Origin of the sequence: Bacteroides sp. 2_2_4 (assembly GCF_000157055.1) — a bacterium.
GTDB classification, from domain to species: Bacteria; Bacteroidota; Bacteroidia; order Bacteroidales; family Bacteroidaceae; genus Bacteroides; species Bacteroides ovatus.
In genome coordinates this window covers 88,417-107,960 of record NZ_EQ973367.1, presented here as the reverse complement: position 1 = coordinate 107,960, position 19,544 = coordinate 88,417, and the positions used below count along the sequence as shown (strand labels likewise).

Genomic DNA, 19,544 nt, shown 5'->3' with positions numbered 1-19,544 from the left:
TGGTGAAGCGATGGAGCAAATTGATTTGAAGAATTATCCGGAACGTTTTGCTTTATGTGGATTGCCTGTCGTAAAGGTGGCTGTCAGTTTTGATAGCGAACGGTGTACGATTGGAGACTGGAAGATTATAAATGCTTGATTATATCATTGATTTATAAGTCGCTATATACTTGATTGAATATAAAGAGCTCCGCAAGGGGCTTTTTTCTTTTCTATCCGGAATAAAAGCTTCACCTTTGCATCGTTGATCAACAAAATGTGAATAAATAACTTGAATTTAAATCTTAAAAAAACGTAGTATGAGTGTAATTTACAAAGTCATTACGCGGCCAACAGATCCGCGTGTTCCCAATTCTCCTAAGAGATATTATCCGCATCTGATCACTTTAGGTCAGTCCGTCAACCTGAAATATATTGCACAGAAAATGCAGGATCGTTCTTCGCTGTCTGTCGGTGACATCAAGAGTGTAATCCAGAATTTTGTGGAAAAAATGAAGGAGCAGTTATTGGAAGGTAAGTCTGTGAATATCGAAGGTTTGGGTGTGTTTATGTTGACTGCCCGTTCGAAAGGTGCGGAGTTGGCGAAGGATATTAATGCTAAGAGTGTGGATAGTGTTCGTATCTTTTTCCAAGCCAATAAAGAGTTGCGTGTCACCAAAACTGCTACCCGTGCAGATGAGAAGTTAGATCTGATCAGTCTGGATGAATATCTGAAGAAAATTAGCGTTACTGTATCTCCGGAAGATCCCGAGAAACCGGATGAAGGCGAAGGTGGCGGAGATGAAGGTGGCGGTAGCGGAGAGGCACCGGATCCCGCAGCTTAATGTCTCGTTGATTAATAGCTGACGGTTAGAGTGTTCATTTAGTGTTTAATTTAAAAAGAGAAATGTCTATGAAAAAAACGTGGAGTATTATTTTGAAAGTGATTATTGCTGTTGCCGGTGCGATTGCCGGAGTGGTAGGTGTGCAGGCAGCAACCTTGTAATTGATTATCTTATAAATAGGTATATTTATGAATGAATAACAGGCGGGATTTTTCCCGCCTGTTTGTGTTTAGATATAATAAGAGGGTTGCTTTCTTGAAAAATGCTCTTTTTTGTTTTGTTTCATGCTATTTGTTAGGAGTATCGCTCTATATTTTAACAAAATAGAAATTATAATCAAACTCGTTGGCTGAATAGCGGATTTTATCTACCTTTGCATCTTAATTAAATGCGTCATTTTAAGCGAGAAAAAACATGATTCGAAAAATAATAAAAGCTCTTTGGATATTCTTGGCAGTCATAGTATTGGCTATTGTTATAGTCTTTGTCTCCATTTCAAAGGGTTGGATTGGCTATATGCCTCCTGTAGAGGAACTCGAGAACCCGAGCTATAAATTTGCAACAGAGATTTTTTCTGAAGATGAGAAAGTGCTTGGTACATGGTCTTACAGCAAGGAAAACCGGGTGTACACGGCTTACAAGGATTTGTCACCCAGTATTATCAATGCTCTTATTGCAACGGAAGATGTTCGTTTTGTCGAGCATTCGGGTATTGATGCCAAAGCATTGTTCCGTGCGTTTGTGAAACGTGGTTTGATGTTTCAGAAAAATGCAGGTGGGGGTAGTACCTTGTCACAACAGCTAGCTAAACAGTTGTTTACAGAAAATGTGGCGAGAAATACACTTCAACGTCTTTTCCAAAAACCGATTGAATGGGTGATTGCGGTGAAACTTGAACGTTACTATACCAAAGAGGAAATATTGAGTATGTATCTCAATAAATTTGATTTTCTGAATAATGCTGTTGGTATCAAAACTGCTGCATATACCTATTTTGGCTGTGAACCGAAGGACTTGAAGATTGAAGAAGCAGCTACGTTGGTGGGTATGTGTAAGAATCCGTCACTCTACAATCCGGTTCGTTTCAACGAACGTTCCCGTGGCCGTCGTAATGTGGTGCTCGAGCAGATGCGTAAAGCTGGATATATCACAGATGCAGAATGTGATTCTTTGCAGGCTCTTCCGTTGAAACTGACTTACAATCGTGTTGACCATAAAGAGGGGCTGGCTACTTATTTCCGTGAATATCTCCGTGGCGTCATGACAGCACCGAAACCGGTAAGAAGTGATTATCGTGGTTGGCAAATGCAGAAATTCTACGAAGATTCCATCGCTTGGGAAACTAACCCGTTATATGGCTGGTGTGCGAAAAACAAGAAGAAAGACGGTACAAATTATAATATCTATACAGATGGATTGAAGATTTATACAACTATCAATTCACGTATGCAGCAGTATGCCGAAGATGCTGTAAAAGAGCATTTGGGTGATTATCTGCAACCTATATTCTTCAAAGAAAAAGAGGGAAGTAAGAATGCTCCGTATGCACGATCACTACCGGAAAAACGAGTGGAAGAGTTGTTGACGAAAGCAATGAAACAAACGGAACGTTATCGCCTCATGAAAGAGGCGGGAGCTTCGGAACAACAGATTCGTAAGGCGTTCGATACACCGGAAGAAATGACTGTCTTTTCCTGGAAGGGTGATAAAGATACGATTATGACACCGATGGATTCCATCCGCTACTACAAATCTTTCTTGCGGACGGGATTTATGTCAATGGATCCGGCAAACGGACACGTGAAGGCTTATGTGGGCGGACCGAATTATGTATATTTCCAGTATGATATGGCGATGGTGGGACGTCGTCAGGTAGGTTCTACTATTAAGCCGTATTTATATACATTGGCAATGGAGAACGGATTTTCTCCTTGCGATCAGGCACGCCACGTAGAGCAGACTTTGATTGATGAGAATGGAACTCCCTGGACACCACGTAATGCAAATGATAAGCGTTATGGAGAAATGGTAACTCTGAAATGGGGATTGGCAAACTCCGATAACTGGATTTCTGCATATCTGATGGGTAAGCTGAATCCGTATGATTTGGTACGCTTGATCCATAGTTTTGGTGTACGTAATAAAGCAATTGATCCGGTGGTTTCACTTTGTCTGGGACCTTGTGAAATTTCTGTCGGTGAAATGGTCAGCGCATACACAGCTTTTGCCAATAAAGGAATCCGGGTGGCTCCATTGTTCGTTACCCGTATTGAGGATAGTGATGGCAATGTCATTTCTACTTTTGCACCGCAAATGGAAGAAGTAATAAGCGCGTCGAGCACTTACAAAATGCTGGTTATGCTGCGTGCCGTTATCAATGAAGGAACGGGTGGACGTGTTCGTCGATATGGGATTACCGCCGATATGGGTGGAAAAACTGGAACGACCAATGATAACTCCGATGCCTGGTTTATGGGATTCACTCCTTCACTGGTATCCGGTTGTTGGGTAGGAGGGGACGAACGTGATATTCACTTCGGTAGAATGACCTATGGACAGGGTGCTGCTGCAGCTTTGCCTATCTGGGCAATGTATATGAAGAAAGTGTATGACGATCCGACCTTGGGATATGACCAGCAGGAGAGATTCAAACTCCCTGAAGGGTTTGACCCGTGTGCCGGTTCGGAAACTCCTGATGGCGAAGTGATAGAAGAAGGGGGATTGGACGATCTTTTCAATTAAAGAAGTGCACAAGTATATTGTTTGCATAGGGAGTAATTACAACAGGAAAGAGAACTTGACTTTTGCCAGGCAGAAGCTGACTGAATCGTTCTCTTCTATATGTTTTGCTCCCGAACTGGAAACTAAACCTTTGTTTTTTAAGAATCCGGCTCTGTTTTCCAATCAAGTGGTTCTGTTCTATTCCGATAAGGATGAAGAGACGGTGAGGAAAATGCTGAAAGATATAGAACAGAGGTCCGGACGTCGTTCGGAGGATAAGAAAGAGGAAAAGGTTTGTCTGGATATTGACATGCTTTTATATGATAACAAAATATTAAAACCGGAGGATTGGCAAAGGGGATATATACAACAGTCATTATCTGCTTTCCATTCTTCATTATTTATTAAGTAGATGAAATTTCTTGGAATTATACCTGCCCGCTATGCATCCACTCGTTTTCCTGCGAAACCGTTGGCTATGTTGGGCGGAAAAACAGTCATACAACGCGTATACGAACAAGTGGCAGGCGTTTTGGATGACGCTTATGTAGCTACGGATGATGAACGCATTGAAGCTGCCGTTAAGGCGTTCGGGGGAAAGGTTGTGATGACTTCCGTTCACCATAAAAGTGGTACGGATCGTTGTTATGAAGCCTGTACCAAGATTGGAGGTGATTTTGACGTCGTAGTGAATATACAAGGAGATGAGCCTTTTATTCAGCCTTCACAACTGGATGCGGTAAAGGCTTGTTTTGAAGATGTAACCACGCAGATTGCTACGTTGGTGAAGCCTTTTACTGCCGATGAACCGTTTGCCGTACTGGAAAACGTGAATTCACCGAAAGTAGTAGTCAACAAGAACTGGAACGCACTTTATTTCAGTCGTTCTATCATTCCTTATCAGCGTAATGCCGAGAAACAGGACTGGTTGAAGGGACATACCTACTACAAGCACATCGGATTGTATGCGTATCGTACAGAGGTGCTGAAAGAGATTACCATGCTTCCACAGTCTTCTTTGGAGTTGGCCGAATCTTTGGAGCAGCTTCGCTGGCTGGAGAACGGATACAAAATAAAGGTCGGTATCAGTGAGGTGGAAACTATTGGAATCGATACTCCACAAGACTTGGAACGGGCAGAAGATTTTTTGAAGAATAGAATCTAATCTTATGGATCGTACGATACAACCTGAAATACAAACCCTGAAAAATTTTCGTATACTTCCTCCCGTTCGAATGACGTTGCCAAACGGCATTCCGTTGACTGTTATTAATGCGGGTGAACAGGAAGTAGTACGCATAGATGTGCTTTTTGCCGGGGGACGCTGGCAGCAATCGCAGAAACTGCAAGCTCTGTTTACGAACCGGATGCTGCGCGAAGGCACGAAAAAATATACGGCTGCCACCATTGCCGAAAAACTGGATTACTACGGCTCATGGCTCGAATTGTCCAGCTCGTCGGAATATGCATATATCACTGTTTATTCGTTGAATAAGTATTTGGCGAAAACATTGGAGGTGGTGGAATCCATGATTAGAGAACCGCTTTTTCCGGAAAAGGAATTGCATACCATTCTCGATACCAATATCCAACAATACCAGGTCAATACTTCCAAAGTTGATTTTCTGGCACACCGCAGTCTGTTGCAGTCGCTTTACGGTGAACAGCATCCATGTGGTAAAATAGTGGTGGAGGAAGATTATCATGCCATCACTCCGGAAGTGCTCCGTGAATTTTATGAACGGTATTATCATTCGGGTAATTGCTCTATCTTTTTGTCCGGTAAGGTGACGGAGGATATTATCAGCCGGGTGACAGATACATTCGGCACTTCTTTCGGTCAGCATCAGCAGCAGGTGTCGAGATTAAGTTTTCCTTTTACTGCTGTTCCCGGAAAGAGAATTTTTACAGAGCGTGAAGACGCCATGCAGAGTGCTGTGAAGATGGGATATACGACCATTACTCGTAATCATCCTGATTATTTGAAACTTCGGGTATTGATGACTTTATTCGGAGGTTATTTCGGTAGTCGGCTGATGTCTAATATTCGTGAAGAGAAGGGATATACTTATGGTATTTCGGCAGGAATCATGTTTTATCCGGATAGCGGACTATTGGCTATCTCGACAGAAACGGATAATGAATATGTGGAACCGTTGATACAGGAAGTGTATCATGAAATAGACCTCCTGCATCAGGAACCTGTGTCAGCCGAAGAATTGACTATTGTACGCAACTATATGTTGGGAGAAATGTGCCGTAGTTATGAGTCGCCTTTCTCACTTTCGGATGCGTGGATCTTCATAGCTACTTCCGGTCTGGATGATGACTACTTTTCACGTTCTCTGCTGGCTGTGAATGAGGTTACTCCGATGGAAATACAGGATTTGGCACAGCGCTATTTGTGCAAAGAGACATTAAAAGAGGTCATTGCAGGTAAAAAGTTGTCATAAATTGCTTTCCGAAAGTGGGCTGTTTGGGATAGAAATTGTATCTTTGTCCAAATTGTAATTCTAAAATGAGTAACGACTAAAACCAATGAGGAAATATCTATATACTACACTTTTATTGGCTCTTCTTGCACAAGAGGGAGTGATGGCACAAGAAAATGAAGGAAAAAAAGGCGGATTTTTCGGAAAAATTAAAGATACATTCTCCACTGAAATAAAGATTGGCAACTATACTTTTAAGGATGGCAGTGTCTATACAGGAGAAATGAAAGGACGAAAACCGAATGGAAAAGGAAAAACAGTCTTTAAAAACGGTGATGTCTTTGAAGGTGAATATGTGAAGGGGAAACGTGAAGGATATGGAATTTATATGTTTCCTGACGGAGAAAAGTACGAAGGACAGTGGTTCCAGGATCAGCAGCATGGAAAAGGTATCTATTATTTTATGAATAACAACCGTTACGACGGTATGTGGTATCAGGATTATCAGCATGGTGAAGGAACAATGTATTATCATAACGGTGATTTATATGTAGGTCATTGGGTGAATGATAAACGTGAAGGCGAAGGTACATACACTTGGGCGAATGGAGCCAAATATACCGGTCATTGGAAAAATGATAAGAAGAACGGCAAAGGTATCATGAACTGGGACGATGGCTGTAAGTATGAAGGAGATTGGAAAGATGATGTCCGTCACGGAAAAGGGGTATTTGAATATACCAATGGAGATAAATACGATGGTGACTGGGCGGATGATATTCAACACGGAAGAGGTACTTACTACTTTCACACGGGCGATCGTTATGAAGGTTCTTATCTCTTAGGTGAACGCACCGGTGAAGGAGTTTATTATCATGCTAACGGCGACAAGTATGTAGGTAATTTCAAAAATGGCATGCAAGACGGAAAGGGTACTTTTACCTGGGCGAATGGTGCTGTGTACGAAGGAAGCTGGAAAAACAATAAACGTGATGGCAGAGGAGTCTATAAATGGAGCAATGGCGATGTTTATGACGGTGATTGGAAAGACAACCGTCCCAATGGACAGGGTACTCTGAAAACCGTTGCTGGGATGCAATATAAAGGTGGCTTTGTTGACGGATTGGAAGATGGACAGGGCGTACAAATCGACAAAGATGGTAATCGCTTCGAGGGCTTTTTCAAACAAGGAAAGAAAAATGGTCCTTTTGTGGAAACAGATAAAGATGGGAAGGTGATTAAAAAAGGAACCTATAAATTCGGAAGACTTCAATAGATGATAAATGGTAGTGGGCTGCGCATTGCGTGGCCTATTTTTTTGCATATATGTACCAGATGATGGAATAATGATAATTGGTATGGACAAAGAAAAATGGATAATAACCCAAAGCGGTCATTATCCATTTTATAATTTCCTGTTGAAAGTAACTTCAACTATCAACTAGCATTTGTCACCTATCATCTATTAAATGATGTATTGTGAACTGATAGATTCGTTATTCATCACTCGTTTGATTGTTTCAGCAAACATATCGGCAATACTCAACTGTTTTACTTTCGGACATTTCTTTGCGTATGGGATGCTGTCGGTAAATACCATTTCTGTCAGGGCAGACTCTTGCACGCGGAAAGAAGCCGGATCAGACATTACGCAGTGGCTGGCGATGGCGCGTACAGATTTGGCACCGGCATCCAACATGATGTTGGCTGCTTTGGTAATTGTTCCTGCAGTGTCTACGATATCGTCAATCAATACTACGTTTTTACCTTCTACGTCACCGATGATTTGCATAGATGCTACTTCATTGGCTTTTTCACGTGATTTGTTACAGAGTACCAATGGTACACCGAGGTATTTGGAGAAAGTACTGGCACGTTTTGAACCTCCTACATCCGGTGTAGCAATAACCAGATTTTCCAGTTGCAATGACTGGATATAAGGAAGGAATACTGCTGATGCGTACAGGTGATCTACCGGGATATTGAAGAATCCCTGAATCTGGTCTGCATGCAAGTCCATCGTAATCAGACGGTCGATACCTGCAACAGACAGCAGGTCGGCTACCAACTTAGCGCCGATAGATACACGGGGTTTGTCTTTTCTATCCTGACGTGCCCATCCGAAATAGGGGACTACAGCTACAATACTCTTTGCAGACGCACGTTTTGCAGCATCGATCATCAAGAGAAGTTCCATCAGGTTGTCTGAATTAGGGAAAGTGGATTGAACCAGGAATACGTGTGCGCCACGAATTGACTCCTCATATGAAACAGCAAATTCGCCATCGGCAAAATGGGTAATGTTCATATTTCCCAGAGGACAATCCAGGCTTGCGCAGATTTTTTCTGCCAGATATCTCGAGTTCGTTCCCGAGAATACCATAAAGGGTGCTTTTTCGCTCATTTTGTAATAGATGTTACCTATTTGTTAATTTGCCTGCAAAGGTAGGAATTTCTCTTATTATTTAGAAGGACTTATTGTATAAAAAATATTTTTCTCTCCAACTTATCGGAAATATTTGTAGATTTGCTTTCTGAAAACAGTTAATAGTCAAAAATGAGTTCACGCTTTCCTTTATATATAATAGGTATAGTGTTGTTTGCCTCTTTTTTTTCGTGCACTGATATGGTGCCGACCAAAGAGGTGCGCCTGATTGATTCATTAAACGGGAAAGCGTATGCTTATCGTTATCGAAGCCTGGATTCTTCTTATAAATATGCCAATGAAGCCTATAGACAGGTGAATTTCTACAAGTCGGGGAAAGCGGAAGCATCCAACAACCTGGGGTTCTGTGCTTTTATGGCTATGGACTTTGACCGGGCGGAAGCGTTGCATAAGGAAGTATATAAACTGACTAAAAATGAACTCGAACTGTTGATTGCCGACATCGGACTGATGAAAATCTGTCAGCGGACGGCTATGAACAAAGAATTTTATGATTATCGTAATAGTGCGCTCAAGCGCATGAAACGTATTCGTGAAGAGAGTGATTTGTTTGCCGACCGTCACGAGGCACTACGGCTGGATTATGCATTCACCGAATTTTTCATCGTTTCTTCTATTTATTATTACTATCTGCAGCAACGGCAGGAGGCCATCACATCTCTTAACCGGATTCCGGAAGATGAAGCTTTGACAGATACTAATCAGTTGCTTTATTATCATTATATTAAAGGTTCGGCCTCGTTGGTGGAAGCAACCAAGCCGGAAGACCGGAAAATGCGTGAGTTCGACCAACTTTATATTACCTGGCGGACAGCTGTTCAGACTAATCATCCTTATTTCGAAGGAAATGGTCTGCAAGGATTGGCTAATCTGATGGTTTCACCTAATAATTTCGAACTTTTTCGGACGAGAAGGGGATATGCGCTAGATCAGTTTGGGTTTCCCGTAGATTCGCTTTTGCCTTTGCGAATGGCACAGCGTGCGCTTGAAAAATTTCGTGAGTACAATGATTTGTATCAGATTGCCGGTGCGTATGTGTCTATCGGTAAATATATGAATGAGCACGGACGTTATACGGAGGCATTGGATACGCTTGCAAAAGCGTTGGATTGTGTGAATCAACATCACATGCTCTATTATCACCATGCGGCGGATACATTGGATAAACTACATGTTTTTGTAGAAGGAGATACGACTTATACCGGGGTTCCATGGATCATGCAGGAAGATGTGAGAACGGTACCTGAATGGATCTCAAGAATTCGGGAGCAATTGAGTGTGTCGTATGCGGGGCTCGGGATGAAGTATGCTTCTGATTACAACCGGAATATATATTTGGATATTTTGAATTATACCCGTCAGGATAAGGAGTTGGAGAGCCGCTATCTTTCATTGGAAGCCGATTCACGACAAATGACGCTTGTACTTTCTTTGGTTATTGTCGGGCTTGTACTAGTGGTTATTCTTTGGTGGTTTTTCAATAAACGGTCTAAAATAAGGAATCAGGTAGACGTGGAGCGTCTGCAACGGATTCTGACTCTTTGTCGGGACATAACTTCGTCCATTCCGATGAATGTTCCATTAATTCAACAAGGTATCGATCAATTATTTGGGAAAGGACGTCTTCAACTGGAAATTCCGGAGGAAGGAAAAGCGGCACTGGTTCCTCTGCATCGGTTGAACCGTGATGAAAAAGCTTTGGTGCATGTGCTTGAGCCGTATATTGTTTGGGCTGCGGACAATGAGCAGATGGTGGAAGCGTTGAGTGACGAGCGGATGCAGTTGGAAAAGCAACGGTATGTTTACGAACAGCATATTGCAGGAAATAAACGCCAGAATCTTATAAAGAAGGCTTGTCTGGCTATTGTCAATGGAATTAATCCTTATATCGACCGTATCTTGAACGAGGTGCATAAGTTGACGGAGCGGGGGTATATTGATAATGCGAAGATTAAGAAAGAGAAGTATCAATACATTGACGAACTGGTAACTACGATTAATGAGTACAACGATATTCTGGCTCTTTGGATTAAGATGAAGCAAGGAACGCTTAGCCTGAATATTGAAACTTTCAGTCTCAATGAACTGTTTGAGCTGCTAGGCAAGGGAAGACGTGCTTTTGAAATGAAAAATCAGAAGTTGGAAATTGAACCGACTACGGTTATGGTGAAGGCCGACCGGGCACTGACTTTGTTTATGATTAATACGCTGGCAGAAAATGCCCGTAAATATACTCCGGAAGGAGGAACCATTAAAGTGTATGCCCGCACTACGGAGGATGCCTATGTCGAGATCTCTGTGGAGGATAACGGAAGAGGTATTTCCGAAGAGGATGTGGCGTATATCATTGGTGAGAAGGTGTATGATTCCCGTGTGATCGGAATGAAGAATGCAGCCGATCCGGAAGTGTTGAAAGAAAACAAAGGTAGTGGTTTCGGATTGATGAATTGTAAGGGAATCATTGAGAAGTATAAGAAAACGAATGATTTATTCCGGGGATGCGTTTTTGATGTGGAGAGTGAACTGGGGAAGGGAAGCCGTTTTTATTTTCGTTTGCCTTCGGGAGTGCGTAAAGCGATGGGGGTATTGTTGCTTTGCTTGTTGCTTCCGTTGGGGATGGTTTCTTGTCTGCATGATCCGATTCCTCCCATGTTGCAGGATGGCGATTCGATTGTAGTAGTTACGGATTCTGCGTATGAGGATTTGCTGGATGTAGCGTCGGATTATGCGAATGCTGCCTATTTTGCTAATGTGGATGAAAATTATGAGTTGGCTTTGCAATATATAGATTCTGCGATGCTTTTTCTGAATGAGCATTATGAAAAATATGCGCGTCCGGATCGCCCGCATCGGTATATGAAGCTGGTAGGTGAGGGAACGCCTGCTGAAATCAGTTGGTGGAACGAACTGTTTGATTCGGATTATCATGTAATTTTGGATATCAGGAATGAGGCGTCAGTTGCTTTTCTGGCTTTGAAACAGTTGGATGCATATAGTTATAATAATTCGGCATTTACGGATTTGTATAAGTTGCAGGGAGAGGATCAAACTCTCGAAGCATATTGCCGGCAGTTGGAGCGTTCGAATACCAATAAGACGGTAGGAATTATTTTATGCTTTGTTTTATTGATTGTTTCGTTGGTCGGATATTATTTTCTGTACATGAGAAAACGTTTGCAGAATCGTTTGAATCTCGAACAGGTACTTGAGATTAACCAGAAGGTGTTTGCTGCATCTTTGGTGAGACCGCAGGAACAGGAAAATGCAGAGGCGCTTCAACGGGAAGAGAGTATGCTTAAAGAAATTCCGCAGCGGATTGTGGATGAAGCATTCGGTTCGGTAAATGAATTACTGACGATTGACCGGATGGGAATTGCCGTTTATAATGAAACGACACATCGGCTGGAATATGCTTCTCGTCCCGGACAGGAAATGCCGGAGATGGTAGAGCAGTGTTTTAGTTCCGGGAAATATCTTTCTGAACAGCATCTTCAGGCAATTCCGCTGATGGTGGAAGCAGGGAGCGAGCATCAATGTGTTGGTGTGCTTTATCTGGAGCGCAGAGAAGGAACGGAACAGGAGACGGATCGACTGCTTTTTGAACTGGTAGCTCGTTATGTGGCTATTGTTGTGTTTAACGCAGTGGTGAAACTGGCTACAAAATACCGGGATATCGAGTCGGCACACGAAGAAACACGCCGGGCTTCCTGGGAAGACAGCATGTTGCATGTTCAGAATATGGTGCTTGACAACTGTCTGTCGACTATTAAACATGAGACGATTTATTATCCGAATAAAATCAAACAGATTGTAGGGCGGTTGAATACGCAGAAGCTTTCGGAAACGGAGGAGCGTGAAGCAGTGGAGACTATGACGGAATTGATCGAATATTATAAGGGAATTTTTACGATTTTGAGTTCGTGCGCTTCTCGTCAATTGGAGGAAGTCACTTTCCGGCGTACGGTGATTCCGGTGCAGGAACTTTTGGATGCTGCCGGAAAATATTTCAAGAAGTTGATGAAGAATCGGCCGGAGAGGATAGAATTGGAAATAGAGTCGATGGAGGCGAAGGTGATAGGAGACGTGAATCAGTTGCGTTTTCTATTGGAAAATTTGATTGATGAAGCATTGACTGTGCGTGAAGATGGAGTGATACGTCTGCAAGCGCGCAAGGATAATGAATATATTCGTTTCCTCTTTACGGATACGAGACGTGAGAAGAGTGTGGAAGAGTTGAATCAACTATTTTATCCGAATCTGGCACGTATGACTTCCGGTGAAAAAGGGGAGTTGAGGGGAACGGAATATCTGGTATGCAAGCAGATTATCCGCGACCACGACGAATTTGCGGGACGTAGGGGATGCCGTATCAATGCCGAGCCGGCTGAAGGCGGCGGGTTTACAGTTTATTTCACTATTCCGCGCCGATAAAAGGAAAACACATAAAAGTTATTAGATAAGGAACATGGAAGAACAGAAGTTTAAAGTTATTATTGTAGAGGATGTAAAACTGGAGTTGAAAGGGACAGAAGAAATATTCCGTCATGAAATACCGAATGCAGAAGTAATCGGCACGGCAATGACGGAAAGTGAGTTTTGGCCGTTGATGGAGGCCCAGCTTCCCGATCTGGTATTGTTGGACTTAGGACTAGGAGGTTCTACGACCATTGGTGTTGATATTTGCAAGAATATATTCAAACGTTACAAAGGAGTTCGGGTATTGATCTTCACGGGTGAGATTCTGAACGAAAAGTTGTGGGTGGACGTATTGAATGCCGGTGCCGATGGAATCATCCTCAAAACGGGTGAGCTACTGACGAAAACAGATGTACAGGCTGTGATGGATGGAAAGAAATTGGTATTTAACTATCCGATTCTGGAAAAGATTGTAGATCGTTTCAAGAAATCTGTAGCCAATGATGCTAAGCGTCAGGAGGCTGTCATCAGCTATGATATTGATGAATACGATGAACGTTTTCTCCGTCATCTGGCTTTGGGTTATACGAAAGAGATGATTGCCAATCTGAAAGGAATGCCTTTTGGTGTGAAATCATTGGAGAAACGGCAGAATGATCTTATTGGACGTCTTTTCCCGAATGGAGAACGGGTGGGAGTGAATGCTACCCGGTTGGCAGTACGTGCATTGGAATTGCGTATTATTGATCTGGATAATCTGGAGCCTGACGAAGAGTAAATTAAGTATTAACGGTAGCTTCTTGCTTAGTCGGAAAATGATGAAGAATAAATGGCGTATGCCCCATCCCGCTACGATGTTCCTTCTGCTAACAATGGCAGTGGTCTTTCTTTCATGGATATGCGATATCTATGGGTTGAAAGTGACATTGCCACAAACAGGTGAGGACATCCGTGTACAAAGCCTGTTGAGTCCGGAAGGAATCCGCTGGTGGTTGCGGAATGCTATTAAGAACTTTACAGGTTTTGCTCCATTGGGCATGGTGATTATTGCTATGTTCGGATTGGGAGTGGCACAACATTCCGGTTTTATTGATGCTTGTATCCGCATGGGGGTGGGAAACCGGCAGGAAAAGAGGAAGATCATCTTGTGGGTGATTGTGCTTGGCTTGTTGTCGAATGCCATTGGTGATGGTGGATATATCATTTTATTGCCTATTGCTGCTATGCTGTTTCAATGGGTGGGGCTTCATCCGATTGCAGGGATTGTTACGGCTTATGTTTCCGTTGCGTGCGGGTATAGTGCTAATATTGTATTGAGTACGATGGACCCGTTGTTGGCGCATACCACGCAAGAGGCTGCACTGGCACAAACGGGTTATCAGGGGAATACAGAACCTCTTTGCAATTACTTTTTTATGAGTGCTTCAACGGTGGCCATTACGGCTATTGTGTATTGGATTACTCAAAAATGGCTTCTTCCTACGTTAGGTAAGTATGAAGGCAGTATGAAGGTGGTGGCTTACCATCCTCTGTCTCGTAAAGAGCGGCGTGCCATTATGATTTCCATTGTTGTGGCAGCTATCTATGTGGCTCTTATCTTGTGGCTTACTTTTTCTTCTTATGGAATTTTGCGGGGTGTGAATGGTGGTTTGATGCATTCGCCTTTTATTGCCGGTATTTTGTTTTTGCTTTCTTTGGGAGCAGGTATTACGGGAATGGCTTATGGATTCAGTTCCGGACGGTATCGCACTGACAATGACGTGATTGAAGGACTTACGCAGCCAATGAAACTTCTTGGAGTGTATTTCGTTATCGCTTTCTTCGCTGCGCAGATGTTTGCCTGTTTTGAATATTCCCATCTGGATAAATGTCTGGCGATTATGGGGGCTGACTTGCTTTCTTCGTTTGAACCGGCTCCTTTGTCTGCTCTTGTTCTGTTTATTCTGTTTACGGCATTGATAAATCTGATTATGGTATCTGCTACCTCCAAATGGGCTTTTATGTCTTTTATCTTTATCCCGATGTTTGCACAGATGGGAATTGCTCCGGATATAGCACAATGTGCTTTCCGTATCGGAGATAGTTCGACGAATGCCATTACTCCTTTCTTATTCTATATGCCTCTGGTGCTTACCTATATGCGGCAATATGATAAGCAGATTACGTATGGTTCATTGCTGAAATATACTTGGAGATATTCATTAGGCATCCTGGTTGTCTGGACATTGCTGTTTATCGTTTGGTATTTGTTGAAAATACCGATGGGATTGTAGGGTTAAGGAATGATTGCCGGGCTCCGGTTTATCTGATTGGAATTTTGTTTTTCTGAATTAATCGCTATATTTGCACCGTTCCTTAAAGAAAGACAACGAATGAATCTACCAGAAATCTCTGAAAATCTAATTGAACAGTTAAATCACGGTAATACAAAAGCATTTGATAAAATCTATCATACCTACTACCTTTATTTGTGTGCGATAGCTGTTTATTATGTGCATGACAAGAGGGTGGCAGGGGAGATTGTGAATGATGTCTTTGTCGCTTTTTGGCAGAATCGCCACCATATCACTCACCCGGCTCTTCCGTACTTGCGGCGTGCTATTCAAAACGCAAGTATTAGTTATCTGCGTTCTTCCTACTTCAACGAAAAACAGATGACGGAACAGATGGAAGAAATCTGGGCTTTTCTCGAAAATCATATTCTTTCTTCCGATAATCCTTTGCAGGCATTGGAGCATAGCGAAATGAATACCATCATCATGAAGAAGGTGGAGGAATTGCCAGCCAAATGCCGTGCCATATTTAAAGCAAGTTTGTATGAGGGTAAGACATACAGTGAAATTGCCGAGGAGCAGAATATTAATGTGACCACTGTAAGAGTACAGATGAAAATAGCATTGACTAAGCTACGCGAATCACTGGGTACTCCTTATATGATAGCTATTTTGATGTTTCTCTAAAAAAAATCGCTTTTCTTTTAAACGTTTCTTTTTTTATTGCGTATCTAGTTATATACACCCATAGAAAAAGTACGTTTATGAATGACTCTTATCATATAGAAGAATTGGAAATCCGGATAAGCAACTATCTGTCCGGTAACTGCACCGAAGAGGAGAAAGAAGCTCTGTTCGCTTATCTGGCTTCCAATGAAGATGCAGCTAAAATTTTCCGGGAGATGTCCGCAGTATGGGCTGTTTCTTCTGTGCCTGCATTTGCCAAAGTAGAGGATGCTAATTTATCACAGATAAAAGAAAAAATAGCCGCTGCTGAGATGAAACCTGTCCGTTCGCGGAAGATAGTTCCTGTGTGGCTGAAGGTAGCTGCTGCAATTATTTTGTTGTTGGGCTGTAATTACTTCTGGTACACTTATACTGAAAATCTTACGGAAGTATATACGAATGCGGATTCTCCTTATGAAATTAAAGTGCCAGCTGGTTCGCGGACGAATATTGTGCTTCCGGATGGAACAGAGGTTTCATTGAATGCGGGTTCTGTGTTACGTTATTGCCGTGGGTTCGGTATTCGTGAACGTGATGTTACGCTTGATGGCGAAGGATATTTCAAGGTGGCGAAAAATGAGAAGATTCCTTTCTTTGTAAATACGAATGGTGTACAGGTAAAGGTGGTAGGGACTGTTTTTAATGTACGCGCTTATGATGACGATAATTATGTAATGGTATCTTTGTTGGAAGGTCGTGTCAATTTAGCCACTTTGTCCGGTTCGGTAATGAAACTATTCCCTAGCGAACAGGCTTTTTACGATAAGAATACGGGCCGCATGGAGAAAATGAAATCAAATGCTAGTTCTGCCTGTGACTGGTTGGATGGTGGCCTGACATTTGAAGATGCTCCGTTTGCCGACATCGCACACCGTCTGGAGCGCAAATTCCAGGTGAAGATCAGTTTAGAGAGTGAACGTCTGAAAGCGGAACGCTTTTCCGGATGTTTCAATAGTAATCAAAGTATCAATGATATATTGGGAGAAATCAACGTTGAGAAGCAATATACATGGAAAGTTAGTGGAGACACTATCTTTATAACTGACAAGAAAAAGGAGGTAAAATAAGAAAAAGTAAAGTATGATTGGGAACTTAGTCGATAGATATATCGGTGGTTCAGCGTTGTATAGAAAGATATTATGTTAACCTTTAATAGTGAAAAATATGAGATTAATAGTAAAAAGAATATTATTAATGCTTCTGCTTTTGTCTGTAGGAAACGTTTTGACTGGTGGTTTCCAGCTATCGGCACAGGAACAAAGTAAGCGATTCAGTGTGAAAGTAGATAATATTACTTTGAAAGAAGCCATTGAAGTAATAAAGAAGCAAGGCAATTACTCTTTCCTGATTCGTAATAATGACATTGATTTGAATAGGAAAGTCTCTGTGAATATAAATAACGGTACTATTAATGATGTGATGGGACAATTGCTGGCCGGTACGGACGTCAGTTATGAAGTGAACGGCCCCCGGGTGATTATGTTCCATGCAGTGACACCGCAGAAAGAACAGGAAAAAGCGTTTGTCTTAAAAGGTAGAATCACTGATCCTACAGGTGAAGGGGTGATTGGGGCAAATGTGAAAGTGGTCGATTCTACGGAAGGTACCATTACGGATATGGATGGCAATTTTTCTTTGATGGTTACTCCGAATGCCCGTTTATCCATATCGTATATCGGCTATGCCACACAGGAAGTGGTGGTGAAAGATCAACGTCCTCTCAATGTAACTTTGAAAGAAGATACTCGGTTAATAGACGAAGTAGTAGTTGTTGGTTACGGCGTACAAAAGAAAGCGAACCTGACAGGTGCGGTGAGCAGTGTGAAGATGGATGATGTTTTAGGTGACCGTCCGGTGGTGTCTGTGAGTGACGCTTTGAAAGGGGCAATGCCCGGCTTGCAGATTACAGGTAATTCAGGAAGACCCGGTGAAGAAATGAGTTTCAACATTCGTGGTGTCAACAGTTTGGATAAGAATGGGAAACCGCTGGTGCTGGTAGATAACGTGGAGATGGATATTAATATGCTCGATCCGAACGATATTGAATCGGTGACTGTTTTGAAGGATGCGGCATCTTCTGCTATTTACGGAGCACGGGCAGCTTTCGGTGTGATTTTGATTACTACAAAGAAAGGCTCGGATGCAACTAAACTCTCTATTAATTATTCAAATAACTTCTCTTTTAGCAGACCTGCCAATATGCCTCATAAGGCTACTCCGCTCCAAACGGTACAGGCTTATAAGGACATGGGGACAATAAATTATCAAAGTGGTCAGAACGTAGATACCTGGTTGGGACTTTTGAAGGAATATAATGCTAATCCGTCTGCATATCCGGATGGTTATGCAATGGTGGACGGGCTGCGTTATAGCTTGGCAGAAACTGATCTTTTCGATGATATGATGGAGACTGGTTTCCAGCAAACTCATAATATTTCGGTAGGTGGCGGTACGAAAGATATTTCTTATCGTTTCTCCTTCGGTATGGTGAATGAAAATGGGGTACTGGCTTCGGATAAAGATACGTACAAGCGTTACAATGTGTCTTCTTATCTCCGTTCAGATGTGTTTTCATGGATTACTCCGGAATTGGATATTAAATATACGAACTCTAACTCTTCATTGCCGGAAACTTCCGGAGGATATGGTATATGGGGAGCAGCAGTCGCATTCCCTTCTTATTTCCCTACTGGAACAATGAATATTGACGGCGAAGAATTACCGATCAATACTCCTCGTAACTTGATTGATCTGGCATATCCGACAACTATTCAAAAGAATAATCTTCGTATTTTCGGAAAGGTTACGATCAGTCCTTTGAAGAATGTGAAGTTGATTGGTGAGTATACATTCAATCATCTAAGTAACGAGAAAACGAAATTTGAGAAGAAGTTCTATTATGCACATGGAGGTAACTTTGTGAAAGAGGTTTCCACTGCCAATTCCAAGTATGAATATTCCAATGGTATTACGGATTATAATGCATTGAACTTCTATGCTAACTATAACAACTCATGGGGCAAACATGATGTAACGGTGATGGGAGGTTTCAATCAGGAGAGTAGTGATTATCGTTATGCTGAGATGTCGCGTATGAATATGATTAATGAAGATCTGCCGTCTATTTCGCAGTCGACAGGTGATTATTTTGCTAAAGACAAATTTGAACGTTATACGGTAAGAGGGTTATTCTATCGCATTAACTATTCGTTTGCCGGCAAGTATTTGCTTGAAACGAACGGACGTTATGACGGTTCTTCCAAATTCCCGAAGAATAGCCGTTTCGGTTTCTTCCCTTCGGTTTCCGCCGGATGGCGTATCAGCGAGGAAGCGTTTATGAAACCTTTGAACTCTGTTCTTTCGAACTTGAAATTGCGTGGTTCTTGGGGTAATATTGGAAATCAGAGCATCACTCCTTACGCATATATTCCCGGTATGGATGCGGAACAGGCTTATTGGACTGTTTCCGGTATTAAAGTTACTACTTTGAAACCAGCTGCTTTGGTTAGCAATAGCTTTACTTGGGAAAAAGTAACGACAATTGATGTCGGATTCGATCTTGGGCTAATGGATAACAGATTGAATATGGTGTTCGACTGGTATCGTAGAGATACTAAGGGTATGCTTGCTCCGGGCTCTGAACTTCCGGGTGTATTAGGTGCAAGTGCCCCTTTACAGAACACGGCTGACCTTCGTTCTAAAGGTT

Annotated in this window: 14 protein-coding genes; 13 read left to right on the top strand and 1 reads right to left on the bottom strand. The window is 42.2% G+C overall.

Annotated features, from left to right (window positions below; all coding sequences use genetic code 11):
* The first annotated feature begins 299 nt into the window (after positions 1 to 299).
* From BSCG_RS05105 to BSCG_RS05130, 7 genes are all read left to right on the top strand, one after another.
* Entirely contained in the window at positions 300 to 824 is a 525-nt protein-coding gene (locus BSCG_RS05105) for an HU family DNA-binding protein (protein ID WP_008777026.1), read from the top strand.
* Positions 825 to 892: 68 nt separating this feature from the next.
* Positions 893 to 985 (top strand): smalltalk protein, encoded by a 93-nt coding sequence (locus BSCG_RS30115; protein ID WP_004295819.1) that lies wholly within the window; start codon positions 893 to 895, stop codon positions 983 to 985.
* Between the two features lie 253 nt (positions 986 to 1,238).
* The gene (locus BSCG_RS05110; RefSeq protein ID WP_004295820.1) at positions 1,239 to 3,566 is read left to right on the top strand and encodes a transglycosylase domain-containing protein; all 2,328 of its coding nucleotides are present in this window, start codon (positions 1,239 to 1,241) and stop codon (positions 3,564 to 3,566) included.
* 4 nt (positions 3,567 to 3,570) lie between these two features.
* Positions 3,571 to 3,957: a 2-amino-4-hydroxy-6-hydroxymethyldihydropteridine diphosphokinase gene (locus BSCG_RS05115; RefSeq protein WP_004318143.1), complete on the top strand. Its 387-nt coding sequence runs from the start codon at positions 3,571 to 3,573 to the stop codon at positions 3,955 to 3,957.
* On the top strand, positions 3,958 to 4,710 hold the full coding sequence (kdsB, locus tag BSCG_RS05120) for a 3-deoxy-manno-octulosonate cytidylyltransferase (protein WP_008777025.1): 753 nt from the start codon (positions 3,958 to 3,960) through the stop codon (positions 4,708 to 4,710).
* A 4-nt stretch (positions 4,711 to 4,714) separates the two neighbouring features.
* A complete protein-coding gene (locus BSCG_RS05125; RefSeq protein WP_008777024.1) occupies positions 4,715 to 5,998 on the top strand; it encodes a M16 family metallopeptidase in 1,284 nt (427 codons plus the stop codon).
* An 85-nt stretch (positions 5,999 to 6,083) separates the two neighbouring features.
* Positions 6,084 to 7,253: a phosphatidylinositol-4-phosphate 5-kinase gene (locus tag BSCG_RS05130; RefSeq protein ID WP_008777023.1), complete on the top strand. Its 1,170-nt coding sequence runs from the start codon at positions 6,084 to 6,086 to the stop codon at positions 7,251 to 7,253.
* Positions 7,254 to 7,442: 189 nt separating this feature from the next.
* Here the strand turns inward: BSCG_RS05130 and BSCG_RS05135 are convergent, their stop codons facing one another.
* Positions 7,443 to 8,381, bottom strand: coding sequence for a ribose-phosphate pyrophosphokinase (locus tag BSCG_RS05135; protein WP_008777022.1), 939 nt, complete (start codon positions 8,379 to 8,381; stop codon positions 7,443 to 7,445).
* 153 nt (positions 8,382 to 8,534) lie between these two features.
* On the opposite strand from BSCG_RS05135, the gene BSCG_RS05140 reads away from it, so the two are divergent.
* From BSCG_RS05140 to BSCG_RS05165, 6 genes are all read left to right on the top strand, one after another.
* The gene (locus BSCG_RS05140; protein ID WP_083793675.1) at positions 8,535 to 12,854 is read left to right on the top strand and encodes a DUF5113 domain-containing protein; all 4,320 of its coding nucleotides are present in this window, start codon (positions 8,535 to 8,537) and stop codon (positions 12,852 to 12,854) included.
* 34 nt (positions 12,855 to 12,888) lie between these two features.
* Positions 12,889 to 13,617, top strand: coding sequence for a DUF5932 domain-containing protein (locus tag BSCG_RS05145; RefSeq protein ID WP_004295828.1), 729 nt, complete (start codon positions 12,889 to 12,891; stop codon positions 13,615 to 13,617).
* 40 nt (positions 13,618 to 13,657) lie between these two features.
* The gene (locus tag BSCG_RS05150) at positions 13,658 to 15,112 is read left to right on the top strand and encodes an AbgT family transporter (RefSeq protein WP_008777020.1); all 1,455 of its coding nucleotides are present in this window, start codon (positions 13,658 to 13,660) and stop codon (positions 15,110 to 15,112) included.
* 99 nt (positions 15,113 to 15,211) lie between these two features.
* On the top strand, positions 15,212 to 15,799 hold the full coding sequence (locus BSCG_RS05155) for an RNA polymerase sigma-70 factor (RefSeq protein WP_004308903.1): 588 nt from the start codon (positions 15,212 to 15,214) through the stop codon (positions 15,797 to 15,799).
* A gap of 77 nt (positions 15,800 to 15,876) precedes the next feature.
* Positions 15,877 to 16,905, top strand: a complete 1,029-nt coding sequence (locus BSCG_RS05160) for a FecR domain-containing protein (RefSeq protein ID WP_004295831.1) — start codon at positions 15,877 to 15,879, stop codon at positions 16,903 to 16,905.
* Positions 16,906 to 17,032: 127 nt separating this feature from the next.
* Positions 17,033 to 19,544 (top strand): TonB-dependent receptor (locus tag BSCG_RS05165; RefSeq protein WP_032849721.1); only part of this gene is annotated, 2,512 nt, incomplete at its 3' end.